This is a genomic window from Acinetobacter sp. TW_SC_4 (assembly GCF_054861205.1).
Window position 1 is genome coordinate 44,458 of the sequence record NZ_CM142174.1, and the last position, 24,990, is coordinate 69,447.

General features: G+C 44.9%; 17 protein-coding genes and 2 pseudogenes. 12 read left to right on the top strand and 7 right to left on the bottom strand.

What is annotated here, in order from left to right; genetic code table 11:
- Positions 1–14 precede the first annotated feature (14 nt).
- The 5 genes from ilvD (ACWM1W_RS00195) (at position 15) to ACWM1W_RS00215 (ending at position 6,356) form a co-directional block, all read left to right on the top strand.
- Positions 15–1,844, top strand: a complete 1,830-nt coding sequence (gene ilvD / locus ACWM1W_RS00195; protein ID WP_081402678.1) for a dihydroxy-acid dehydratase — start codon at positions 15–17, stop codon at positions 1,842–1,844.
- A 190-nt stretch (positions 1,845–2,034) separates the two neighbouring features.
- Entirely contained in the window at positions 2,035–3,720 is a 1,686-nt protein-coding gene (ilvD, locus tag ACWM1W_RS00200; RefSeq protein ID WP_448765312.1) for a dihydroxy-acid dehydratase, read from the top strand.
- A gap of 152 nt (positions 3,721–3,872) precedes the next feature.
- Positions 3,873–5,153 carry a hypothetical protein gene (locus ACWM1W_RS00205; RefSeq protein WP_448765311.1) on the top strand — a complete coding sequence of 427 codons (1,281 nt, stop codon included), beginning with the start codon at positions 3,873–3,875 and terminating at the stop codon, positions 5,151–5,153.
- 21 nt (positions 5,154–5,174) lie between these two features.
- On the top strand, positions 5,175–5,462 hold the full coding sequence (locus ACWM1W_RS00210; protein ID WP_004780403.1) for a chorismate mutase: 288 nt from the start codon (positions 5,175–5,177) through the stop codon (positions 5,460–5,462).
- A 156-nt stretch (positions 5,463–5,618) separates the two neighbouring features.
- On the top strand, positions 5,619–6,356 hold the full coding sequence (locus ACWM1W_RS00215; RefSeq protein WP_461603281.1) for a sulfite exporter TauE/SafE family protein: 738 nt from the start codon (positions 5,619–5,621) through the stop codon (positions 6,354–6,356).
- Here the strand turns inward: ACWM1W_RS00215 and ACWM1W_RS00220 are convergent.
- The 4 genes and pseudogenes from ACWM1W_RS00220 to ACWM1W_RS00235 form a co-directional block, all read right to left on the bottom strand.
- Positions 6,353–7,258: a LysR family transcriptional regulator gene (locus tag ACWM1W_RS00220; RefSeq protein ID WP_005233182.1), complete on the bottom strand. Its 906-nt coding sequence runs from the start codon at positions 7,256–7,258 to the stop codon at positions 6,353–6,355. The two genes, ACWM1W_RS00215 and ACWM1W_RS00220, sit on opposite strands and share 4 nt — an antisense overlap.
- Positions 7,259–7,355: 97 nt before the next feature.
- A complete protein-coding gene (locus tag ACWM1W_RS00225; RefSeq protein WP_005233183.1) occupies positions 7,356–8,651 on the bottom strand; it encodes a solute carrier family 23 protein in 1,296 nt (431 codons plus the stop codon).
- A 298-nt stretch (positions 8,652–8,949) separates the two neighbouring features.
- Positions 8,950–11,634 carry a phosphoenolpyruvate carboxylase gene (gene ppc, locus ACWM1W_RS00230; RefSeq protein ID WP_180053438.1) on the bottom strand — a complete coding sequence of 895 codons (2,685 nt, stop codon included), beginning with the start codon at positions 11,632–11,634 and terminating at the stop codon, positions 8,950–8,952.
- A gap of 150 nt (positions 11,635–11,784) precedes the next feature.
- A pseudogene (locus ACWM1W_RS00235) lies at positions 11,785–12,408 on the bottom strand (TetR/AcrR family transcriptional regulator).
- A gap of 148 nt (positions 12,409–12,556) precedes the next feature.
- Between ACWM1W_RS00235 and ACWM1W_RS00240 the strand changes: the two are divergent.
- The 4 genes from ACWM1W_RS00240 (at position 12,557) to dnaJ (ending at position 18,526) form a co-directional block, all read left to right on the top strand.
- Positions 12,557–13,660 (top strand): efflux RND transporter periplasmic adaptor subunit, encoded by a 1,104-nt coding sequence (locus ACWM1W_RS00240; RefSeq protein WP_208462280.1) that lies wholly within the window; start codon positions 12,557–12,559, stop codon positions 13,658–13,660.
- Positions 13,661–13,662: 2 nt separating this feature from the next.
- Complete coding sequence (locus tag ACWM1W_RS00245) at positions 13,663–16,788, top strand: efflux RND transporter permease subunit (RefSeq protein WP_180047707.1); 3,126 nt, start codon at positions 13,663–13,665, stop codon at positions 16,786–16,788.
- Between the two features lie 141 nt (positions 16,789–16,929).
- Positions 16,930–17,307, top strand: coding sequence for a hypothetical protein (locus ACWM1W_RS00250; protein ID WP_104426832.1), 378 nt, complete (start codon positions 16,930–16,932; stop codon positions 17,305–17,307).
- Positions 17,308–17,410: 103 nt separating this feature from the next.
- On the top strand, positions 17,411–18,526 hold the full coding sequence (gene dnaJ, locus ACWM1W_RS00255; RefSeq protein ID WP_104426833.1) for a molecular chaperone DnaJ: 1,116 nt from the start codon (positions 17,411–17,413) through the stop codon (positions 18,524–18,526).
- Between the two features lie 171 nt (positions 18,527–18,697).
- On the opposite strand, the gene ACWM1W_RS00260 is transcribed toward dnaJ, so the two are convergent.
- Complete coding sequence (locus ACWM1W_RS00260; protein WP_004780424.1) at positions 18,698–18,883, bottom strand: hypothetical protein; 186 nt, start codon at positions 18,881–18,883, stop codon at positions 18,698–18,700.
- 854 nt (positions 18,884–19,737) lie between these two features.
- Between ACWM1W_RS00260 and ACWM1W_RS00265 the strand changes: the two genes are divergently transcribed.
- From ACWM1W_RS00265 to ACWM1W_RS00275, 3 genes are all read left to right on the top strand, one after another.
- The gene (locus tag ACWM1W_RS00265) at positions 19,738–19,935 is read left to right on the top strand and encodes a hypothetical protein (RefSeq protein ID WP_104426834.1); all 198 of its coding nucleotides are present in this window, start codon (positions 19,738–19,740) and stop codon (positions 19,933–19,935) included.
- 539 nt (positions 19,936–20,474) lie between these two features.
- The gene (dapB, locus tag ACWM1W_RS00270) at positions 20,475–21,296 is read left to right on the top strand and encodes a 4-hydroxy-tetrahydrodipicolinate reductase (protein WP_104426835.1); all 822 of its coding nucleotides are present in this window, start codon (positions 20,475–20,477) and stop codon (positions 21,294–21,296) included.
- 57 nt (positions 21,297–21,353) lie between these two features.
- Positions 21,354–21,998, top strand: coding sequence for an START domain-containing protein (locus ACWM1W_RS00275; protein WP_034170748.1), 645 nt, complete (start codon positions 21,354–21,356; stop codon positions 21,996–21,998).
- Positions 21,999–22,035: 37 nt separating this feature from the next.
- Here the strand turns inward: ACWM1W_RS00275 and ACWM1W_RS00280 are convergent.
- Positions 22,036–23,372 (bottom strand): annotated as a pseudogene (locus ACWM1W_RS00280) (IS4 family transposase).
- Positions 23,373–23,656: 284 nt separating this feature from the next.
- Positions 23,657–24,964, bottom strand: a complete 1,308-nt coding sequence (locus ACWM1W_RS00285; protein WP_104426836.1) for an RNA-guided endonuclease InsQ/TnpB family protein — start codon at positions 24,962–24,964, stop codon at positions 23,657–23,659.
- Positions 24,965–24,990: the final 26 nt, after the last annotated feature.

The window sequence follows — 24,990 nt, forward strand, 5'->3', positions numbered from 1 at the left end:
GTTGGAAATATAAAATGCCTGACTATCGTTCAAAAACATCGACACACGGAAGAAACATGGCGGGTGCGCGTGGCTTATGGCGCGCAACTGGGATGAAGGATGAAGACTTCGGTAAACCGATTATTGCCGTGGTGAACTCATTCACCCAGTTTGTACCGGGTCATGTTCACCTTAAAGATCTAGGCCAGCTCGTGGCACGTCAGATTGAACAGGCAGGCGGTGTAGCAAAAGAATTCAATACCATTGCTGTTGATGACGGCATTGCGATGGGTCATGACGGTATGTTGTATTCACTGCCTTCACGCGACCTGATTGCTGACTCGGTGGAATATATGGTCAGCGCACACTGTGCCGATGCCATGGTGTGTATCTCGAACTGTGACAAGATCACTCCGGGGATGTTGATGGCGGCAATGCGTCTGAACATTCCGGTGGTATTCGTGTCTGGCGGTCCGATGGAAGCGGGTAAAGTGAAAATCCGTGGTAATGACAAAGCGATCGACCTGATCGATGCGATGATCGTTGCGGCAGATGATAACTATACTGACGAAGAAGTTGCGGAATACGAACGTTCTGCATGTCCAACCTGTGGTTCATGTTCAGGCATGTTCACTGCGAACTCAATGAACTGTTTGACTGAAGCATTGGGTCTATCGCTTCCAGGTAATGGTTCAACTTTGGCAACTCATGCGAACCGTAAAAAACTGTTCGAACGTGCAGGTTCTCTCATTGTTGAACTGGCAAAACGCCATTATGAACAGGACGATTACAGCGTATTGCCACGTTCAATGGTGACCAAAGCATCGTACGAAAATGCCATGACTTTGGACATCGCAATGGGCGGTTCAACCAATACCGTTCTGCATTTATTGGCTGCTGCAAACGAAGCGGGTGTGGACTTCACCATGGATGACATCGACCGTCTGTCTCGTAAAGTACCAGTGCTTTGTAAAGTTGCTCCTGCGAAAAATGACGTGCATATGGAAGATGTACACCGTGCCGGCGGTATTATGTCGATTCTCGGCGAACTGGATCGTGCAGGCCTGTTAGATACCTCTGTCGGTACAGTTCACGAAGCAACATTAAAAGATGCTTTGGACAAGTGGGACATCATCCGTACTGAAGATGAAGAAGTGTATAAATTCTTTAAATCAGCACCAGGTGGTGTACCGACTCAGACTGCATTCTCACAAGATCGTTACTACTCACGTCTGGACGGCGACCGTGAAAATGGTGTGATCCGTAATGCAGAACATGCCTTCTCTAAAGACGGTGGTCTGGCTGTGCTTTATGGTAATATCGCACTCGATGGCTGTATCGTAAAAACGGCTGGTGTAGATGAATCGATCCTGAAATTTAATGGGACTGCACGTGTATTTGAAAGCCAGGATTCTGCTGTAGATGCGATTTTGGGTGGCAAAATCACAGCAGGTGATGTAGTCGTCATTCGTTACGAAGGTCCACGTGGTGGCCCTGGTATGCAGGAAATGCTATACCCAACCAGCTACCTGAAATCTAAAGGTCTTGGTAAAGAGTGCGCACTTCTGACTGACGGCCGTTTCTCTGGTGGTTCTTCAGGTCTGTCGATTGGTCACGTTTCTCCAGAAGCTGCTGAAGGTGGTGCGATTGGTCTGGTTGAAGATGGCGACCGTATCGAAATCGATATTCCAAACCGTACCATTCACCTAGCTGTTGATGATGCGACTATGGCCGCTCGTCGTGCAGCGCAGGATGAAAAAGGATGGCATCCAGTGGAAGACCGTCCACGTAAGATTTCTAAAGCATTAAAGGCCTATGCAATGCATACCACAAGCGCTGCAAAAGGTGCAGTACGTGAAATCTAAGCTGTAAATTTTTATAGCGCAAAAAAGCACTCCAGAGGGGTGCTTTTTTTATTTTTGATAATTGCACTACCTCAAATAACTGAATCAGATACACAGAGTCTTACTTTTATCTAAAGATCGCTTTCTATACAATCGAATAAAACCTAGACAGCTTTTAGGCTTCACAAGAATTACATCCAGGACGAATAAAATGAGTAAAGACAATATCCGAGAACATTCTGCTCCCGTCTATGAAGGCATCGAAAATGCACCGGCCCGTTCCATGATGCGTGCCACCGGTTTTCAAGATGAAGACTTTACTCGTCCGTTTATCGGGATCGCGTCAACCTGGGCCAATGTGACCCCTTGCAATATGCATATTGATGGCCTGGCACGTACAGTCGAGCAGGGCGTGAATGCTGCCGGTGGTAAGGGCATTATCTTCAATACCATCACTATTTCTGATGGGATTTCCAACGGGACTGAAGGGATGAAATACTCCTTGCTGTCGCGAGAAATTATTGCCGATTCGATTGAAGCAGTAGTTGGTTGTCAGGCCTATGATGGCGTGATTGCCATTGGCGGTTGTGACAAAAACATGCCGGGCTGCATCATGGGCTTGGCACGCTTAAACCGTCCGGGTCTGTTTATTTATGGCGGTACCATCAAGCCGGGTGAAGGCCATACTGACATGATTTCTGTATTTGAAGCGGTCGGTCAGCATGCCAAAGGCGAAATTAATGCGATTCAGGTGAAACACATTGAAGAAGTGTCGTTGCCGGGCCCAGGTTCTTGTGGCGGGATGTACACCGCGAACTCCATGGCCTCTGCGATTGAAGCCCTCGGTATGAGCCTACCGGGTTCATCAGCACAGGAAGCGGTGTCTGAAGACAAACAGATCGATTGTGCCCGTGCTGGTGAAGCAGTGATGAACCTACTTCGTCTGGACATCAAGCCACGCGACATCATGACCAAAGCGGCTTTTGAAAATTCAATTAAAGTATTGATTGCATTAGGTGGATCAACCAATGGGGTGCTACATCTGTTAGCCATGGCGCATACGGCGGGTGTGGAGCTGAGCCTGGATGACTTTGTACGAATTGGAAAAGAAATTCCTGTCGTGGCTGATGTCCGCCCATCCGGTAAATACCTGATGTCAGAACTGATTGCTATTGGCGGGATTCAACCATTGATGAAACGTATGCTGGATGCCGGTATGCTGGATGGTTCGTGCCTGACTGTGACTGGTAAAACTCTGGCAGAAAACCTGGCGGATGTTGAAGATTATCCAGAAGGTCAGCAGATTATCTTGCCATTCGACAAGCCGGTGAAAAAAGACTCGCATCTGATCATTATGAAAGGCAACCTGTCACCGAATGGGGCTGTGGCCAAAATTACCGGTAAAGAAGGTCTATATTTCAAAGGACCGGTACGGGTGTTTGAAGGCGAACAGGGCGCGATGCGCGGGATTCTGGATGGCGAAGTTCAACCAGGTGAAGTAGTTGTCATTCGCGGTGTCGGGCCTAAAGGTGGGCCGGGCATGCCGGAAATGTTAAAACCGACTTCTGCTATTATTGGTAAAGGTTTGGGGGATTCAGTCGCACTGATTACTGATGGCCGTTTCTCAGGCGGAAGTCATGGTTTTGTGATTGGTCATGTCACACCGGAAGCCTATGAGGGTGGCCCGATTGGTCTGGTACAAAATGGCGATGAAATTTCCATTAATGCGGAAACCCGTGAAATGACCTGGCATATTTCGGATGAAGAGCTTGCTGCACGTCAGGCGGCCTGGGTGAAACCGAAACCGAATTACACTCACGGGGCACTGGCGAAATTCGCCAAACTAACCTCTGGGGCGGAGACCGGGGCCGTGACTGACCTAAATCTTGAAATCTAAAGTCCTAGAAAACATTGAACATTTGTTGCTGACTTGATATAAGTTTTGCACAAGACTTATATCAGGTCATAAACATCCTCATAATAGGATGTTGAATAAAACGATCCTGCTGGCAAGGGCTGGCATGACAAAATCTTTTCGAGGCACCTCTCATGTCCCTGCTACGCCGTTGGTTTGATCCAATCCGATCGAGTTGGTTTTACCAGAAACCAGTTCGTCAAACGGTGTTATCTATTGAAGATGGCTTGAGCATCCATTTAAGACTGGATGATGTTTATAGTTATCTGGCGGTACAACAGTTACCGCAACTAGAAGAAATTCTCAGTCCGGAACTGAAGCCACTCAAAGTCATCATTTCAGATCAGCGGGCTGAACCGCCTAATCAAATGTCTTTTGATGAATGGCAGCACTATTGCCTGAATGATGCCAAAATTTTATCTAAACAGCATCGTTTCAGCTTTCATGAGACCCCAGAATTACCGACAGCTGACGCCTTAAAGCAGGCAGAAACTATCCTGAGAAATACACCGTTACGCGGACAGGATTTTCTATATTTGCTAGAAGATGTATTCCATATGCTCTGGCAAAAACAGAACGGAAAATTGCGCACCTTATATGCGATGGCTAGCCGTCATCATGCGCCGCAGAATTTTCCGGAACGAATTTTTGAGCATAGTCCGATTCTGGCCAGCTATTTCCAGTTTGGCGGACGCCAGTATCAGGCGGTAGATGACTTGTTACGTCTGACCCGTCGCCTGAAACAGCAGAGATTACTGACCGGCAACCCGATTTTCCTGATCAATCATATTGAATGGCGCGAGCATCTAATCAGTGATGCCGAAGAGCTGAATGAAATCCAGTCCATGGATCCAGAGCTAGACCTGTATATCGCTCTGGAAGATCCGATTTCCTGGTTATTGTTGGCCTATATTAAAGAAGAGCTGGCTGATTTTTATAATATCCAGTTGAATGTCTATCCGCTGTCTTATCAGGGACGGGACTGGTTTGACTGGAGTCTGGCGACGCGCTTATCCAAGCGAACTGAAGTCAAATTTACCCCATTCTGCCGGCCAACCGAGCAGGCTGTGATGCCGATGGCGCAGTTGTTTTATAGCTGTCCGGAAGAGCAGCGGATTGAAGCCATGTACCAGATTCTGGAAGCGGTCTGGACTCGTGGTTATGATCTGTCTTATGCAGCGCATTTCAAGCGTATGCAGCAGGAACTGAATATTACTGAACTGACCCAGGAAGACGTTCTGGCCAAGTTGCAGGAAAATGACACCTTATGTGAAATGAAGTCCCAGCCGAATTTACCGGTCCTAGAACTGCGTATTGATGGGCAAAGTTATACATTTAATAGCTTATATCGTGTCTGGATGATTGAAAGTATTTTCAGTAATGTGTTAGAAGAAAAGTATAAGAGTGATAACTAAACTGAAAGTGACTGAATAAACATGGAAAAAATCAAAGCTGAATCATTACAACATGCACGTCAACAGATCGATGCCATTGATACAGCTTTAGTCGAGCTGATCGCTGCGCGTCAATTTTATGTTGATCAAACCACCCGTTTTAAAAAAACTGAAACTGATCTGCAATCACCGGAGCGTATGGAGCAGATCGTGGAAAATGTCAAAGCCTTGGCACAACAGCAGGGTGTGGATCAGGCGTTTATTGAGCATCTGTACCGGGAAATGTTCCAGTATTTCATTCAGCGTGAACTGAAAGAGTTTCGTCCTTAAACAATTTTCATATCCGATTTTTGCTGATGCATCTGATGAGTTTCAGCACGTCCATCTGAAGCCTCAAGATTTACTTGAGGCTTCCTTCTTAAAACCCTGATTTTACTCTATTCGTGATTTCTATAGCATGGGCTTAAATCAATTTAGGGTCATCAGATGACTGCTTTTGTTATTGCTATTTTTGCTCTGGCTGGTCTGATTAAAGGCACCATTGGATTAGGTTTGCCGGCTGTGTCCATGGGTTTGCTGACCATATTTATGAGCCCATTCCAGGCAGCAACTTTACTGATTGTGCCTTCGATGCTGACCAATTTCTGGCAACTCTTTGCCGAAGGTCATGTGCTGAAACTGATTCGCCGTTTCTGGCTTCTGCTGGCAGGCATTATTGTGGGTTCGGTCTGGAGTATTTTCCCGACTTTAGGCCATTCTGAATTTCATAGTGAAGCCTTACTAGGCGGGATGCTTGCTCTATATGGCCTATATGGTTTACTGGCAAAACGGATGCCAGATTTAAGCCAGCATGAAAAGTGGCTTTCTCCGATTATGGGATATCTCGGGGGTGCCTTGACCGTGGCGACTGGGGTAGTGGTAATTCCAGTCGTGCCTTATTTGCAAACCCTGCATTTAAAACGTGATGATCTGGTTCAGGCCTTAGGGTTGGTATTTACCACCTCAACGGTGTGTTTGGCAATTTTCCTGCACCAAAACCCGGTGGAAGATATGCCGATTGATTATACCATGTCGGCCATTGCACTGATTCCGGCCTTGATCGGGATGTGGTGCGGCAAAAAAATCCGTTCCCGTATCCCTGAACAGAAATTCCGGACAGTATTTTTTATCGGCCTGATCGCCTTAGGCAGCTATATGATGCTGCATCAATTCGGCTGGATTTAATTCAGGATTTTTTGTACATCCGCAGAAATGAGGAACTGGCTAAAGTGCTGATAGGCCGTGCTTAGTTCATCAAAGTTCTTTGCAGCTAACAATAACTTGCGGTTGGCCCAATCTCCCGTCAGTTGGATTTGCTGAAATGCATAGAGCTTCGACAAACGTTGTGCAGCACGTTTTGGCATGATCGCGATACCTACACCATTGGCCACAACCTGGGCAATGGCGGCAAAATTTGGTAAGCGTAAGCGGTATTGAATTTCACAGTTCAGCAAGCGAGCCTGAGTTTCGATGGATTGCTGCAAAGAGTGATATTGCATCAGACCAACAAAAGGATAACTCAGACAGTCTGCTAATTTTAATGCCTGATTCGTTGCCAGACCATGCGGTTCAGGGCAGATCAGCACCAGAGGATCATCTGAAAATTCCAGAGTCTGTAATTGAGGGGCAGGAAAAAAGCTGGAAATAAGTCCCAGCTTGGCAGTACCACTCGCCAAAGCCGCAATAATGTCATTGCTCTCTGCTTCTTTGAGGTCGATCTGGATATTTGGGTTATTTACCAGATACTGTGGCAATAATAGGGGAAGGTACTCACTTTGTGCTGAAGAGTTACACCATAAGCTGATATTAGAATGGAGTCCTTCACTAAAGCCGGCCATGGCTTGAGACAATTGTTGTCCCTGTTGCAACAGGGCTTGGGCATGCTCAGCAAAAACCTGACCTGCAAAAGTCATTTTTACCCCAGCAGAATGGCGGCTGAACAGACTGACCTGATATTGCTGTTCCAGCTTTTTAATCCGCTCACTGGCTGCCTGTAAGGAAATGGCAGAGCGTTCAGCACCTTTGGTCAGACTACCTGTGTCGACTATATTGAGAAAAAGACGTAAATCAAAAAAATCCAGACGCATCTGCAGGATGCTCATATAAAAGATCAGGCCTATTTAAACAATTCTTGCGATATAAAAAAAGCAGCCCGGAGGCTGCTTGAAAATTTAAGTCTTCGAATTATTTTTTATCGACCAGGCTAAAGAACCAGTTCAGGAATAACGCAGCAAAGGTCGCTGTACCAATTCCACCGAGGTTAAAGTTACCAAAGGTTAGAGCAAAGTCACCTGTACCCAAAATAATGGTCACTGCTGCCACCATCAGGTTTTTGTTCTGTGAAAAATCGACTTTATTTTCGATCCAGATTTTCGCACCGGCAATAGTAATCAAACCAAAGACTACAATAGAGGCGCCGGTTAAAATCGCCGTTGGAATGGTATGAATAATCGCACCAAATTTCGGTGATAAACCGAGGAATACCGCAAATACACCCGCAACAGCAAAGATAATCGTTGAATAGACACGGGTAACGGCCATCACACCAATATTTTCACCATAGGTGGTCATACCCGGTGCGCCCACACCACCTGCCAGGGTAGTCGCAATACCATCCGCTACAAAGGCTTTACCAATATGCGGATCCAGATTTTCACCGGTCATGGCACCTACGGCTTTAATATGTCCCAAGTTTTCTGCAATCAGAATCAGGGCAATAGGCGCAATGATCAGCATGGCATTGGTATCAAATACAGGCGCATGAAAGCTCGGAACACCAAACCAGCCAGCTTGCTGAATTGGCGCAAAATCAATTGCAGTACCATAGCCCATCACATTACTTAAAATGTAGTAAATGAAGTAAGCCAGCAATAAACCGATCAAGAGCAATAAACGCTGTACCAGACCTTTGGTAAACACTGCAATGGAACCCATACACAGTACGGTCACCAGTGACATCCACATATTAAAGGTATTACCCATGACGTTTTTCACGGTCACAGGGGCCAGGTTCAGACCAATAATCATCACCACCGCACCGGTCACGACAGGCGGCATCAGTTTTTCAATCCAGCGGGTTCCCGTTGCCATCACCAGAACACCCATTAAGGCATAAAGCACACCACAGGCAATAATCCCGCCAGCGGCGACACCAATATTTGGATTCAGTCCGCCAGCACCTGCATAACCGGTTGCCGCAATCACTACCCCAATGAACGCAAAGCTTGAACCCAGATAACTTGGTACACGACCACCCGTGATCAGGAAGAACAGGATGGTACAGATCCCCGACATTAAAATGGCCAGATTGGGATCAAAACCCATTAGAAATGGCGCCAGTACCGTCGCACCGAACATGGCAAAGGCATGTTGTACCCCCAAGATCAGGGTCTGGGCAGGCGGTAAATACTCTGCGGTACCTACTGGTCGTGCATCGATACTACCCTCATAAGGACGCCACTTGGGAAACCAATTGGACATAAAATGAGCACTCAAAAGATAAATTGTGCACATCATACTCTTGTTTTTTAGAAGATTTAATCACTGAAACAAAATTTTTGTTCAAATTAATTCTATGACTTTATTTGATATTTTACCGTGCGGTAAAAGTTTTTTAAATCAAAACTAAAGTTAAATCAGTGGATTAATTCCCGGAAAATTCATATTCAACTTCTATAAGTAATTTTAATTTGATATATAAATAAAGCTTTTTTTGGCTATTGACTGATCAATAAAAAAGCACATCGTGTAGATGTGCTTTAAATGGAAGAGAAAAAAATCAACCGGTATTTCGTAAACCAGCTGCGATCCCGGCAATACTCACCATCAGGGCATGATCGACCGGAGTGTGTTCAGCCTGCTGCTGTTCCAGATATAACCGACGACGTTTCATCAGTTCGGCTTGTAGTAAATGGAGCGGTAACAGATAAGGTTTACGCACCGTCATAGACTGGTCCAAGACGCCATTACTGCTGAGCAGTTTTGATTCACCTTTTAAAGTGAGTAGGGTCTGAATAGCATCCTGCAAGCGTTGACGTAGTTCCGTGCCGAGCTCTTTCAGGTCTTCATCCTGAGTCAGATGCGATTCGTAATAGAGCGCGACATTGCTGTCTGCTTTGGAGAGTACCATTTCCAGCATATCAATCAGGGTCTGGAAATAAGGCCATTCGGTTAGCATCTCATCTAGAATTGTACGTTGCCCTTGATCCAGTACCTCATTTAATGCGGCACCTGTACCCAGCCAAGCCGGTAACATCAAACGAATTTGAGTCCAGGCAAAAACCCAGGGAATAGCACGCAAGGATTCAATCCCGCCGCTGACCTTACGTTTGGCAGGACGTGAACCAAGCGGCAGCATTTGCAGTTCCAGTTCTGGGGTCACGGTACGCAGGTATTTCACGAAATGTGGATTTTCACGTACTGTCTGACGATAGACCTGTACCGACAGATCCGTCATTTTATGCATCAGATCACGCCATTCCGGTTTCGGTTCGGGTGGCGGTAATAAAGTCGCTTCCAAAGTCGCTGCAGTATAAATTTCTAGATTTTGTAGCGCGATTTCTTCCAGACCAAATTTAAAGCGAATCATCTCACCCTGTTCAGTCACCCGGATGGCGCCTGAAATCGAACCCGGCGGTTGTGAGAACAGCGCTTGCTGGGTTGGTGCACCACCACGGCTGATCGAGCCGCCACGACCATGGAACAGGGTCAGCTGAATACCATGCTGTTTGGCGACTGCGGTCAGTTCTTCCTGCGCACGGTACTGTGCCCAGTTGGCTGACATAAAGCCGGCGTCTTTGGCTGAATCCGAATAACCAATCATGACTTCATGCTTACCCTGAATATGCTGTTTGTACCAGTGCATATTAAAGAGTGTCGACATGGTATCAGCAGCGCCGTCGAGATCTTTTAAGGTTTCAAATAAAGGTACTACCCGTAAAGGCTGTTTAATTCCGGCTTCTTTTTGCAGCAGCAAGACAGCCAGCACATCACTTGGGTATTCGGCCATGGAAATAATATAGGCACCCAGAGATTCACTTGGCTGTTCAGCCAGCGTGCGCATAGTGGTAAACACTTCCTGCACATCCGGATGTTCAATCAGGCTACCCGCTGGTTCATTCAGGTGTTTAGGTAGTAGAGGCCGTTTACTTTGCAGTTCCTGCAGCAAGAAGTTTTGACGGGCCTGTTCGGTCCAGGTTTCAAAATTACCCAGACCCAGATATTCAGTAATGGCTGAAATGGCCTGACGATGACGACCAGATTCCTGACGGATATCCAGTTTGAGCAGTTCAATTCCGAAACAGTTTACCCGGTAAATCAGGTCCAGCAGACTGCTATTGGCAAGTTCTGCTAAATTGCACGCCATCAATGAGCGATAACAGGTCAGTAAAGGTTTTAATAACTCATCTTTACTTTTAATCACCCGGCTATCATCCGCATCTTTGCCATGCAGTTTTTCAGCCAGCCAGGCACGGGTGATTTTTAGACGTTCACGGATATCGCGTAAATATTCACGGTACGGTTCAGGATGTTGATGGCCTAACGCCTGTGTAATTTCATCACTGCATTGCTGAATAGAAAGTTCCCAGCGCAGGTTTTCAATATCACGCAGATACAGATCAGCTGCTTTCCAGCGCGACAACCACAATACTTCCTGAGTCACATTATGTGTCACATTCGGATTGCCATCCCGGTCGCCACCCATCCAGGAAGCGAAACGTACCGGAGCAACATCCAGTGGTAGGGTCTGTCCGCATTGCTCCTCAACCATGCCGTTCAGTTCACGAATGAATTTAGGTACAGCATTCCAGAGGGTCTGTTCAATTGTCGTAAAGCCCCATTTGGCTTCATCCACCGGGGTTGGGCGATGTTGACGGATTTCATCAGTTTGCCAGGCAGAACTGATGAGCTGTTTTAAGTCAGCCAAGACTGCCTGACGTTCACGCGGGGTCAGTTTCTGCTGGTCAAATTTGGACAGGGCATTATTGATGCCATCATATTTCTGGATCAGGGTGCGTCGGCTGACTTCTGTTGGATGTGCGGTCAGTACCAGTTCAATCTTTAATTCACAGATTTGCTGATATAAGGTTTCTGCAGAAATTTCTTGCTGTTTGAATTTCTCAAATAAAGGCACCAGAGGATTTGGAGATTCTGTACTTTCCTCAAATTCGCTTTGACGGCGACGACGTACCACATGGTACTGTTCGGCAATATTGGCAAAGTTTAAGAAATGAGTGAAGGCACGGGTCAATGGCAGGATTTCATGATCTTCTAAAGTCAGGAATAATTGTTCTAGCTGTTTTTCTGCTTCAACCTGTCCATCGCGAGCGCCTTTCGATAAGGCCCGAATTTGCTCGACCTGATTAAACAAATCTTGCCCCGCATGTAACTTCAGGGTTTCTCCCAGTAGATTACCCAGTAAACGTACGTCTTCGCGTAGAGGTGCATCAATCTGTTGAACCATTTTTTATATCCCTCCGATTCTTCCTTTGACTATACCCTGACTGCATGACAATCCAAGTCTTTTGCAGACAAAAGTTGAATATCATTTGTTGATAATTGGATGAATTTTAGTCCTTATGCTGTTGTAACGATCAGGTCAGATAGAAGAAATTTAACGGGAAATCGCATATTTCAGCATAAAGATCTCGATGGCCTGTTGAATGATTTGATGGCGTTGTTGCATGTCAGGTAACGGGCTTAAGCTCAGTAAGACTTTGTGATGCCGCATACCTAACAGTAAGGACACCATCAGTTCGGTCTGATGTTGCGGATCATCAGTCTGGATAAATTGATGTTGCTGCGCCTGCTCAAAGAAATCATGCTAGGCCTGATTCAGCTTGATATGTGAGGCTGTATAAAAACGTTCCGCCAACGGATTTTTTTCATAGGCCAGTTGCATGATGAGCAGGTCCAGTTTGAGAGCTTCTGGCAGATTGGCAATATTGAAAGAACGTAAACAGATCTGATATAGCTCCTGCTGAAAATCGCTATCAGGCTGCAGAACTTTAGGAGATTCCTGCAGAATTGCCTCACAGGTTTCTTCAACAGCACAGCTAAACAGCGTGGCCTTATCCTGAAAATGATTATAGACAGTGAGTTTGGTTACACCGGCTTCCAGCGCAATCTGGTTCATGCTGGAACCATGATAACCATGCTGTAAAAACAGCTGTTTCGCTGCGTTCAGAATACGCTGGCGTTTTTCCAGATCCTTGGGCCGTCCAACCGGTATTTGCACAATTTCATCCAAAAAAATTCAATATGGTCATTGTTTTAACTGCAGAATCCTAATTAGTGTACCGGGTGGTATATTAATTAAAAAATAAGCAATTTATATATCTACCTATTTTGCCCTAAAAATGATGATTAGATAAGAGCGAACAATAATGAGCACGATACAGAGCGCACTGGCTGGCATGATCGTCCTATGCAGTATGGCTTTCTCAGGATGTAGCAAGGACAGCGCTGCAGCAGAACAGGAAGTTCCATTTGTCATGGTGACCACACCGAAAACTTCATATCAGGAATTGAAAAGCTATGCCGGTGATGTCCAGGCACGTCAGCAAACGGCACTGGCATTCCGGGTAGGCGGGCAGGTCACCCAGCGTTTTGTCGATGTGGGAGATCAGGTAAAAGTGGGGCAGGTCTTGGCGACCCTAGATGTGAAAGATGCTCAACTTCAATTAAATGCAGCACGTGCCCAGCTGGAAAGTGCTCAATCGGCCAGTAAAATTGCTCAGGATGAATTACAGCGTTTCAAGCAGCTGTTACCCACCAATGCCGTGAGCCGTTCGCAATATGATGCGATTGAAAACCAATATAAGACAGCCGCGTCAAATCTGAAACAGGCCCAGTCTAATTATGATACGGCTAAAAACCAGACCGCTTATAACCAGCTCATTGCTAATAAAAATGGGGTGATTACTGCACGCAATATCGAAATTGGTCAGGTCGTTGCAGCAGGGCAGGCTGCCTTTGAACTGGCGATAGCTGGTGAGCGTGAAGTCGTGATTGGGGTTCCTGAACAGGCGATTTCCGAAATTAAAACCGGCCAACCGGCCTGGGTCACCTTATGGTCTAAACCAAATGAGAAATTTGCTGCCTTTGTTCGTGAGATTTCACCAGCAGCAGATCAATCGCGTACCTTCCGGGTGAAAGTGGCTTTACGCGAGGGTAATAGCCAGATTCAGCTCGGCCAGAGTGCCCGGGTGTTCTTTCAGAACAATCAGGACAATATCCTTAGCGTTCCTTTATCCAGTGTTTCAGCGACCGATCAGCAGGCCTATGTGATGGTAGTCAAGCCGGATCATACCATCCGCAAAGTGCCGGTGCAGCTGGGTGCTTATGGCCGTGATTCTGTGCCAGTCCTCAGTGGGTTAAAGGCTGATGATTATGTGGTAATTGGTGGGGTGCATCTTCTGCGTGATCAGCAAAAAATCAATCCGATTGACCGTGAAAACCGTAGTGTGAAAATTCAGGCAGGGAGTTAAACATGAACTTTAACCTGTCTGAATGGGCCTTAAAAAATAAAGGTCTGGTACTGTATTTCATGATCCTGCTCGGTTTGGTGGGTATCGTGTCCTATTCCAAACTGTCACAAAGTGAGGACCCGCCGTTTACCTTTAAGGTGATGGTAATCCAGACCTATTGGCCGGGTGCCAGTGCCAAGGAGGTGTCCTTACAGGTCACCGACCGGATTGAAAAAGAGTTGATGACTACCGGACAGTATGAGCGGATCATGGCCTATTCCCGTCCGGGGGAATCCATGGTGACTTTTATTGCCAAGGACTCTTTGGCTTCCAAGGATGTCGCGGATGTCTGGTATAACGTCCGTAAGAAAATCAATGATATTCGGCATGAATTGCCGCAAGGCGTACAAGGTCCATTCTTCAATGATGAGTTTGGTGATACCTTTGGTAACATCTATGTCATCAAGGGTAATGACTTCGATTATGCCACGCTTAAAGAATATGCCGACCGTTTGCAGTTACAGTTGCAACGGGTCAAGGATGTTGCCAAAGTTGAACTGATTGGACTTCAAGACCAGAAAATCTGGATCGAAATCTCCAACACCAAAGCTACCCAGCTCGGTATTCCGGTCACTGCCATTCAGCAGGCACTGCAGCAGCAAAATGCCATGACTCAGGCGGGCTTTTTTGAAACCGGTTCTGACCGGATTCAGGTACGGGTGAGTGGTGCGCTGAATAATGTCGAAGAACTGCAGCAGCTACCTTTACTGGTGAATGGCAAGACCATCCAGCTTGGCGATGTGGCGGAGGTTTATCGCGGCTTTACTGATCCGGCACAACCGCGTATGCGCTTTATGGGCGAAAATGGTATCGGTATTGCCGTATCGATGCGTAAAGGCGGTGACATCATTGCCTTGGGTAAAAATCTGGAACAGGAATTTGCCCGGTTGCAGAAAACTTTGCCTTTAGGAATGGATCTGCAAAAAGTTTCAGATCAGCCGGTAGCAGTGAAACGCAGTATTAATGAATTTATGAAAGTTCTGGCCGAGGCCGTAATTATTGTTCTCTTGGTGAGTTTTTTCTCACTCGGGTTCCGTACCGGTCTGGTGGTGGCTTTTTCGATTCCGCTGGTACTGGCAATGACCTTTGCCGGGATGCAGCTGTTTGATGTTGGTCTGCATAAGATTTCTCTGGGTGCCCTGATTCTGGCACTTGGCCTTCTGGTGGATGACGCGATTATTGCCATTGAAATGATGGCAATCAAAATGGAGCAGGGCTTTAGCCGCTTACAGGCGGCCGGTCATGCCTGGCGGACGACTGCTTTTCCAATGCTGACTGGAACCCTGATTACTGCTGCCGGTTTCCTGCCGATTGCGACAGCAGCGTCGAGTACCGGGGAATATACCCGCTCGATTTTCCAGGTGGTGACGCTGGCGCTATTAGTATCTTGGATTGCCGCAGTTCTGTTTGTGCCTTATCTGGGTGACAAACTCCTGCCAGATTTCAATAAGGATCTGGTGCAGAGAGCGCCATGGTATCAGCGTCTCTGGGCGCGTTTACGCAAACGCCCTGAACCGGAGCCGCTGGTGCATCATGCGGGTGAGCATCATGATCCTTATCAAACCAAGTTCTATCAGGGCTTTCGTCGTTGGGTGAATATCTGTGTCACCTACCGTAAAACGGTCATCGCGGCGACTGTCGGGATTTTTGTGCTATCCATTTTGATGTTTAATCTGGTGCCAAAACAATTCTTCCCGCCATCGAACCGTGCCGAAATTCTGGTGGATCTGAAACTGGAAGAGGGCGCTTCATTAAAAGCGACTGAGGCTGCGGTGAAAAAAGTTGAAAACTTCCTGTCCAAACAGGAGGGGATTGATAATTATGTGGTCTATATCGGTACCGGTTCACCACGTTTTTATTTACCTCTAGATCAGCAATTGCCGCAAGCCAGCTTTGCCCAGTTTGTGGTATTGGCTTCATCACTTGAAGACCGCAATGAAATCCGTAAATCCTTAAGCGACCAGATTCGGGTGCTGTTACCAGAAGCCCGTACCCGCGTATCTCTGTTGGAAAATGGCCCACCCGTCGGTTATCCATTACAGTTCCGTGTATCGGGTGAAGACCTTGGATTAGTCCGACAATGGGCACAGAAAGTTGCAGCGACGGTTGGAGACAATCCGAATACCACCAATGTACATCTGGACTGGGGCGAGCCAAGTAAAGTGATTAAACTGGATATCGATCAGGACCGCGCCCGTCAGCTTGGCGTGAGTAGTAGCGATTTGGCCAGTTTTCTAAATAGTTCAATTTCTGGAACTGCGATTGATCAATACCGTGAAAAACGTGAACTGATTGAAATCCGCTTACGGGGTGATCAGGCTGAACGTGTCGATGTCGGTTCACTGAGTAGTCTGGCTGTACCAACTACAAATGGGAGTTCAGTTCCTCTGGCCCAGATTGCCAAGATCGAATACAGCTTTGAAGAAGGCCTGATCTGGCATCGGAATCGCTTGCCGACTATTACTGTACGGGCCGATATCCGGACGCAACTGCAACCGGCAACCGTGGTGAATGAGTTGAAAGATCAACTTGAGCAGCTCAGAGCAGAAATGCCAAGTGGCTATCTGATTGAAGTAGGTGGAACAGTCGAAGAATCTGCGCGAGGGCAGAATTCAGTGAATGCGGGTATGCCATTGTTCCTGGCAGTGGTGATGACTTTATTGATGATCCAGCTTAGAAGTATTTCACGTGCCTTTATTGTCTTCCTAACGGCGCCATTGGGCATTATTGGCGTGGTCTTATTCCTGTTAATTTTCAATAAACCTTTTGGCTTTGTGGCCATGCTGGGTACGATTGCTTTGTCAGGCATGATCATGCGTAACTCATTGATTCTCATTGACCAGATTGAACAGGATATTCAGGCAGGTGAATCGCAATGGAATGCCATTATCAATGCCACAGTCCGCCGTTGCCGTCCGATTGTCCTTACTGCACTGGCTGCCGTTCTGGCCATGATCCCTTTATCCAGAAGCATTTTCTTCGGGCCAATGGCGGTTGCCATTATGGGAGGATTGATCGTTGCAACGCTATTAACGCTGTTTTTCCTGCCAGCCTTATATGCACAATGGTTTAAAGTGAAAAAAGTTTAAATTCTGTTTAAATTTGTCATAATTTCAGGTGCGAAATATTGAAAATTTCAATATAGTAGTGCCTGATTTTTTAATAATTCAAAAAAGACATACTGCTGCGGAACTTGCTTGTGCTGGGCCGCACACTAAGGTTGACTAAACATGACTCAAGACACACTCACCAAGATGCGACGCTCCGTGGCGATGGCTTATGTCTTCATGTTTTTTGCTTTGTTTACAGTGGTGAGCGGCATATTCGCCTACTGGTATGCACGTAAGGTGACCCAGATTGATTATGCCGAAGTCTGGTTACAGGCACAGGCACTCTGGATCATGCGTAATATTGTAATTTATTCAGTACTCGCGATTTTTGCAGCGCTCTGGTTCATTCCATTATTTTTCTTCGCCTGGGATAGCCAGCTTTGGGTGAAAGCCTGCACAGTCGCAGGTGTAGTATTCAGCTTTATTGCCATTATTTTCCTCATTAATGCCTGGTTCAAAGGCATCTTCAAATTTTCTCAAAACAAAGCCGTATTCTAAGCTTTCAATTTTTTTTCAGAATTCCCCTTGTAAAGCTGGGTTTAACCCCAATTTTAGACCACAGTCAATATTAAATAGAATTCCGTGAGGAGCATCGCCAGACATGGCTAAACGTGATTATTATGAGGTTTTGGGCGTCTCTAAAACCGCTAGTGATGATGAAATTAAAAAAGCCTACCGTAAGTTGGCGATGAAATATCATCCAGACCGTAACCCGGACAATCCTGAAGCTGAAGAGAAATTTAAAGAGGCTTCAGAAGCGTATGAAGTTCTGTCAGACAGCGAGAAACGCAGCATGTACGACCGCATGGGCCATCAAGCCTTTGAAGGTGGTATGGGTGGTGGTGCTGGCGGCTTCGGTGGTTTCAGTGCGGAAGATATTTTCAACCAGTTTGGGGATATTTTCGGTGGAGCCTTTGGTGGGGGTGGCCGTGGCCAGCAACGTCAACGCCGTGGTTCAGACTTACGCTATGTGATGGAATTGACCCTTGAAGAAGCAGTGAAAGGCGTTAAGAAAACCATTACTTTTACTGCACCAGCGCCATGTGACGCCTGTGATGGTAAAGGTTCTAAAAATCCGAACGATGTTGAAACCTGTCCAACCTGTCATGGTGCCGGCCAGGTACGTATGCAGCAAGGTTTCTTCTCGGTACAGCAAACCTGTAGTACCTGTCGTGGCCAGGGCAAGATCATCAAGAATCCATGTAATAAATGTCATGGTTCAGGTGTATCTGACCGTCAGCAAACTTTGGAAGTTACTATTCCAGCCGGGGTGGACAATGGCGACCGCGTACGCTTGACTGGTAAAGGTGAAGCGATCCGTGATGGCCAATCAGGTGATCTATACGTTGAAGTCGTGGTACGTGAACACGAAATCTTCCAGCGTGACGGTGCAGATCTGTATATGGATGTGCCAATTTCAATTGCGGATGCAGCTTTGGGTAAAGAAGTTCAGATTCCGACATTAGATGGTCGTGTCAGCCTGAAAATTCCTGAAGGTACGCAAACCGGTAAACTGTTCCGCCTACGTGGTAAGGGCGTGAAACCAGTACGTTCAACCATGCAGGGTGATCTGCTTTGCCGTGTTGTTGTAGAAACACCGGTGAACCTGACTGCACGTCAACGTGAACTGTTGAAAGAGTTGCAAGCGACCATGGAAGATGAGGGCAGCCAGTCTTCTCCAAAGAAAAAATCTTTCTTTGATCGGTTGTTTGACTGATCTGGATAGATAAAAAAGGACGCTCAGGCGTCTTTTTTTATGGCTTAAATTCGGGAAAGGCGTATGAGTTAATTATTAGATAGAAATGATAAGAAAATTATTCTTTTAATAGTATTAGCTTTTTAAGAAGGATTTATATTCCTCACGCAGAGAAATATAAATCCTGTCATATTATTGCGCTTCAGTGGCTTGAGCTTCTGATGCTGGAGCTTCACTTGCAGGTGCTTCAGCAGCTTGAACTTCAGATGCAGCTGTTTCAGTTGCAGCAGGAGCTGTTTGTGCTACTTCTTCAGCAGCAAAAGTTTGTGATGCAGCAATTAACGCTACCCCGGCAAAAGTTAATTGAACTAATTTCATATAAATTTCCTTGTATTAAAAATAGTGTACTACTCAGTACACTTGGCAAAAATATTGACATAAAATGTAGATATTGATGTTTTTTTGTGTGTACTTATGTTTGCTAATGTAATTTGGTGTTATTTAAATAATTGAAATATAAGATTAATCATTAATCTCATAAAATTGAGCAAGTGGCAAAATATATAAGAAAATGGATCCTTTAATGTGATGTATGTTACATATTTTCATATCTAAAGGATGAAATTTAATTTAAATTCTAAAAGAAAAACCCCAACATTCTGCCGGGGTTTTTCGTATGGGTTCACTCGGTATAACTCCTGTCGTACCTTACTGTCCTTGTGCTGATCTATTGTTATTCTTGTTTGGAACTTCCTGTTCCTGATGAGTTCATCATAGGAAACTTCCAGTATTCTGGATAGCAGCAAAAGGCCGAGATTAATGTGAGCCAAAGCGTACAAAGAGTCTGGCTTTACCTTTGCCAGATAGAAAAAATACTTTGTCTTTTAAGACCTCATCATCAGGATATGAAAATCCTGAATTAATGATCTCTCCATTCATTTAACTAATAAAATATTGTGAATAATCGGGAATATTAAAAGAATTGTTACAAAAACTGATTTCTATTAAATTTTTAGCAATCATGAGATTATTAAGAATTTGATATATAAAATTAATTTTTATGCTGACAATCTTACTAAATAGGAAGGATTTAGAAGGTTATTTAATCTGTCGATTCCTCAAAACTTGCAGAACATTTTCTAATTTGTAATCCTTGCGACCAAGGGTGTCTAGCTGAGCTAAGGCAGGTATTTGTTGTAGTCGGGCCGCTACAACTGATAACAGGTGCCTGTATGTTTAATTTAAAGATTTTTAATAAGATCTCTACCGAAGTTTTGACCTTAAAAAATGACCTTGAGCTGAATTCCGAGATTCAACTCATCACTAAATATAAAACATCGATTTGTGAAGATTATAAAAAAGCGATTATTTTGATCTTTAAAGAACGTGGATATACCAGCTTGGAAGTCGGTCAACTACTTGATGCTTGATCCTTAAACATTCCTAAATTTAAAAAAGTATGGATTTATACTTTCATTTACCCAAGCAATCCATCGCGTTTCATCGAAAATAATGCCATGCGCTAAAGGCATATGCTTCAGTACGCGATAATGGATATTTAATTCAATAATATCAGTAATACTTATATTGCTGAGGCGGTCAAGTTGGAGTTTCAATATATTTCCCTTAAATGCAAATGATCTGAATATGAAAAATCAAGATCATACGTATTATGGAAAAATATTTTTATCTTATTAAATTCAATTATTTATAATTAAAATTTAATCTTTATTAACTAGAATTTTTCTTTAAATGAGTTTATCTCTGACTAAGCATTTAATCATTATTCCTCTAATGGAATTATTTTTCTTTTTACTCGTCCATAAACTATTGTTTAAATGGACTGCATATCAAAAACCCTCATGACCTTCTTTAATTCTTTTCATTGATTTTTATGCGATCAATCTTAGTGTTATGAGCGAGTTTTGCTATAGTAAGAGCAATTTCGAATCAACATCAGGACTATGTTATGTCAGTGACACCACGCATTGGGATTTTAGGTGCAGGCGGCCGTATGGGACGCATCCTTATTCAGGCGGTGAAAGAAGCCGGTTACCAATTGGCAGCAGCTGTTGAGCGCCCTGAAAGCTCACTCATTGGTGCAGATGCCGGTGAACTGGCTGGCGTAGGGAGCCTGGGTGTAAAGGTTGTCGGCCATCTTGAAGAAGTGGTCAAAGACTGTGACGTGGTGATCGACTTTACTGCACCTGCTGCGACGGTGAATCATCTTAAAATCTGCCGTGAAAATGGCGTTGCGATCGTGATTGGTACGACTGGTATGAATGACGAACAAAAGGCTTATCTGGATGAATCTGCAAAAGAAACACCAGTGGTCTATGCAGCGAACTATTCAGTAGGTGTGAACGTTTCGATCAAACTACTGGAACTTGCCTCTAAAGTCTTTGGTGATACGGTCGATATTGAAGTGATCGAAGCACATCACCGCCATAAAGTGGATGCGCCATCAGGTACAGCTCTCATGATGGGTGAAGCGATTGCTGGAGCACTGGGTCGTGATCTGAAAAAAGATGCGGTATATCACCGTGAAGGACATACGGGTCCACGTGAACGTAAAAGCATTGGTTTTCAGACCATTCGTGGCGGTGATATCGTTGGTGAACATACTGCAATGTTTATTGGCGAAGGCGAACGCGTTGAAATTACGCATAAAGCCACCAACCGTATGAACTTTGCAGCGGGTGCCGTACGTGCAGCAGCTTGGGTCGTTGGTCGTGATGCACGTAAATATGACATGAAGGACGTACTTGGTTTTAACGATATTCAAGTATAAATTTTCGTCAAAATCCTATATAAAAATAACTTAAAACTAAAATAAGATGACAATGGAATGAAGAAATTAATATTAATGGCGTGTGCTGTAGCCTTTGCCGCTACAGCACAGTCGACCTCTGTGCAGAATGCCAAACTCAGCATTAATAAAAATAATATTAAAGTCTGGACCTATCAGGATGAGCGGAATCCCGTTTTTCTCTATAAAGCCGAAACCACCTACAATGTCCCGATTGAGAATGCCGTTTCTCTGATTCTGGATGTTGATCATGCAGTGAAATGGGTGCCTTATATGGGCAGTATCAAGGTGCTGTCGCGTGATGATAAAAAAGGTGATTTCACATTGTATATGGTGTTGGATTTTCCATTCCCTTTAAAAGACCGTGATCTGATCGTACAAGGCAAAATGATCAAGGATGCCAATGGACAGATTACGATCAAAAATAAAGCGATTCAGACTGGGTATGCCCTAAACCCGAATTATGTACGTTTGACTGATTATCAGGGAGACTGGACTTTCCAGAAACTGGCCAATAACAAGGTCAAGGTATCGACTTATGGCTATGCCAATCCTGAAGGTTCGATTCCTTTAACCTTTGTGAATATGTTTGTGCAGCAGCAGCCTTATCAGATGCTGCAAAAGATGAAAACCGAACTGGCTAAACCTGTGGCAACGCCTGTGTTACCCGAAGCTTTACGCTAAATAGCTAATAAAAAGTCCGCATTAGGCGCAATGCTGTTCACTTAAGAGGAGCAGCATTGCGATCTACCGGATAACGGTTTTTTGACATCTTAACTGTTCGAGGTGTTGTTGGCCTCGAACGCCTTTTCAGAAACAGGCTACCTATCCCTGATCTCAGCTCCGATAGCCGCCTACCAGTCCCTGATAAGGGGTTAGCATTCGCCATCACAATCAGCTGAACGGCTATGTACTGGCATGCAGGCTTGAAACTGATATCCGATGGTGAACGCCCAAAGGCCACTGCTGCAAATGCCGCTTCTCGCCGAATAATATTGTAGGTCAGCAACAACCCTCACAACTCCTGATAAACTAGCTCTACTGTCTTGCTGCGAAGCGTGATGGCATTATGTTGCATCGAACTTTTGATATCCCGAAAGCTCAGCTCGATTTCCCAACGCTCTTGATAGAGCCTAGCGATATCCTTGGCAGGATATTGATCAGCCGGCAGTGAGGTCAGAACTGTTTTCATGATTCCACCCCGCACAGCATAACTGACTTGCCTGACTTCCCAATATTCGGGGAGCATCGGGTTTTTCTTTCTTGCCTGGGATGACACTTTCATCCGTACCTTCACATCACCTTCAGCATACGTCTCGATCACATCACTTTTCAGATTTTTGCGCTCTGGAATCAGCCAGTGACGACCTTGGCCTTGTATCGAGAGTGAAAGCAATAAATCTGCACTCCAAAAACCCTTGTCAAAAAAGGTGATGGAGTTATTCGGAATCTGACTGAGGAACTTTGCAGCCAAAGGAATCTCACCCCTGCGATAGGGGCTAATTTGTGCATCGACCAATGTATGTGAGCGTACATTCATCAGCGCGACGAGCCGTAGCATCGGAAATGGCGTCTGGCGCTGCGTAGAAGTGTTGCCTGAGCCAAAGTGCTCACGCAGATCAATCGTATCCTGAGTCCGGAAGAGCGCACCATCGACAGCAAAGATTTGAAGCCCCTGCCAATGATCATCTGGATATCGCTCATCTCATATCCCCAGTATTGACCCGTTTGGCGAAATAGCCACTCTACAGGATCTGCACCCAAACGCTTACGTGCTTCAGTCAAACCACTGCGCGCCAGTAGTTCAAGAGAGGCTAATCCCTGAGCGCAAATATTGAGTCTTCTTGCCACTTCATGGATGGGCTCATCCCGAAAAATTGCCATCCCAAGAACCAGCCAGAGAACTTGATCTGCAGGCAAGCGCCGCCTGCGGATAGTAGCTGAACTGCTCAACTTGAGTGCAGATTCGACCCACTCAATGGGGATGTTGTCAGTAAAGATACTGAGATCAGAGAAGTTAAACAGACTATTGAGGTCGACAAGATCCTGCTGAAACACTATAAAAAATCCGATGCCAAAGCTGACATCGGATTCTCTAATAAATTTCGCGGGGCTTCAAATGCTTAAGTGAACAGCATTGCGCATTAGGCGGACTTTTTTATGAAAGAAGTTTTAAGGGCATTGCTGCGTAGTCATATCTTGCTGGGGAACCAGTTTCATTTGAATTAAAACTAAAAGCAAAGCAACAGCACTGAGCCCAGCACCAGCAAATGAAACCGCACTTTGACATACTCCCACCACTTTCGTTTTCACTAAAGTGGGGGATTCTAAAAGCAAAGCTCTTAGGCGACTTCCTCACGGATTTCGCTTGCTTTCTGCTTCTTAGAGCGACCTTTACCGCATCCACCCTCCACAGACAAAACGGCATGTCCTGCCGACAATATATTACGAGATGCGTTTAAATCCGCATTCGCAACATAACCGCATCCGACACACTCAAATTTAGCTTGAGTTTGTCGGTTTTCTTTTGCTACATGACCACATTCACAGCAGGTTTGACTTGTGTACTTCGGATCAACTTTTACAAGTAATCCACCTCGCCATTCTTGCTTATATTCCAACATACTAACGAGCATGCCCCAACCTTGATCTAGGATTGATTTGTTTAAGCCTGACTTAGCTTTTACATTCTTTCCTTGATTTTCGATTGTGCCACTTGCTGACTTCGACATATTTGCTACTTTTAAATCCTCAACAGCAATCATTGCGTGGTTTTTGCTGAGCGTTGTAGTGATTTTTTGCAAGTAGTCATGACGAATATCGGCAATATGATGATGTAGTTTATTGATTTTAAAATTCAGTTTTTTCCAATTTTGACTAAATTTAACTTTCTTTCTCTGCTTCCGTTGAAGTCTAGCTAATTTAATCTGATTGGTTTTAAAGCTATTGATCGGGTCAAAGACCTGACCATTTGAGGTGGTGATTAATTTCTTAACACCAAGATCAACACCAATCGCTGATTTTGATGGGTGGATCGGCATTTCAGTAAGTTCTGTTTCAGTACAGAATGAAACGTACCAACGTCCTGACACCTTACTGATCGTCACATTTTTTATTGTGCCTAGAATCTCTTGCGACTTCCTGAATTTAATAACACCTACGCCATTAGGGAGTTTGAGTTTATTTCCTTTAACCCAACAGTATTTATCGAATTGTACAAGGCGAATGGAATCATAACCGTCTGATTTTTTCTTAAATCTAGGCATAAGTGGGCGCAACTGAACCTCAGTGCCATCAGCCAATTTAAAAAATTTAGGTTTCTTAGGTTTGCGCTTTTTTTCTTTTAGTCGAGCATGTTCTTTAGGGTTGAAAAACTTCCCCCATGCTGATGCAAGATCACGAACTTTTTGTTGAAGTGACACAGCATTTGAATTTCCATCTAAAAAGCTAAACTGAGGATTCTTTTTCAGTGCTGTTATCTTTTTTACTAGATTCACCGCATTAATGTGTTCATTTTGAGCAAACATTTCAAATGAAATTGCTAATATTTGATTCCAAACAAAGCGTGCAGAGCCAACAAGATTATTTAAAATAACCTCTTGCTCGACATTAGGCTCAAGCCTAAATTTATACGCTTTGTTGATTCTCATTAATGAGTGTGTATCTGTTAATATGG